Source organism: Malikia spinosa, assembly GCF_002980625.1.
Classification (GTDB): Bacteria; Pseudomonadota; Gammaproteobacteria; order Burkholderiales; family Burkholderiaceae_C; genus Malikia; species Malikia spinosa.
Window position 1 is genome coordinate 1 of sequence record NZ_PVLR01000097.1, and the last position, 938, is coordinate 938.

At 67.9% G+C, this 938-nt stretch carries 1 protein-coding gene; it reads right to left on the reverse strand.

What is annotated here, in order from left to right; all coding sequences use genetic code 11:
• Positions 1 to 938, reverse strand: a 938-nt coding sequence (locus C6P61_RS17500; protein ID WP_244909005.1) for an AMP-binding protein, incomplete at both ends; no start/stop codon positions are given.

Here is a 938-nt window from a genome sequence, read left to right on the forward strand (position 1 = left end):
TCGATCACGGCTGCTGGCGGCGCCGCGCCGGCGATCTGGCCGTGGATCTTGTGTTCGATGCCCGCGCGCAGCTCGTCGGGCGTGTTGATCAGCAGGCTGTAGACGATCGGCGCGCCGCTCAGGTGCGTGATGTGGTGCTCGCGCACCAGCTCGAAGATATGCGTCGGATCGACCTTGCGCAGGAAGACGCTGGCGCCCGCGATCAGCGCCATGGTCCAGGGGAAGCACCAGCCGTTGCAGTGGAACATCGGCAGCGTCCACAGGTAGGTGGCATGGTGCGGCAGCTGCCAGGAGATCACGTTGCTGGCGGCGTTCAGGTAGGCGCCGCGGTGATGCGTGACCACGCCCTTGGGGTTGCCGGTGGTGCCCGAGGTGTAGTTGAGCGCGATCGCGTCCCACTCGTCGCCGGGCAGGCTCCAGGCGTAGTCGGGGTCGCCCTGGGCCAGGAAGGCCTCGTAGCTGATCTCGCCCAGGTCATAGCCGGGGGGCGCGCTCAGGTCCTCGACCTCGATCACGTAGGGGCGATGCGTGCCGCAGATCGCCAGCGCCTTGACCATGACAGGCGAGAACTCGCGGTCGGTCAGCACCACCTTGGCCTCGCCATGCTGGAGCATGAAGGCGATGGCCTCGGCGTCGAGCCGGGTGTTGAGGGTGTTGAGCACGGCGCCGGTCATCGGCACGCCGAAATGGGCCTCGAACATGGCGGGCACGTTGGGCAGCATGACGGCGACGGTGTCGCCGCGGCCGATGCCGCGTGCGGCCAGTGCGCTGGCCAGGCGGCGGCAGCGCTGGTAGGTCTGGGCCCAGTTCTGGCGCTGTTCGCCGTAGATGATGGCGGTGCGATCGGGGTAGACCCGGGCAGCGCGCTCAAGGTAGCTGAGTGGGGACAGGGCGACGAAATTGGCGTCGTTCTTGTCCAGCCCCTGCTCGTAGGGATT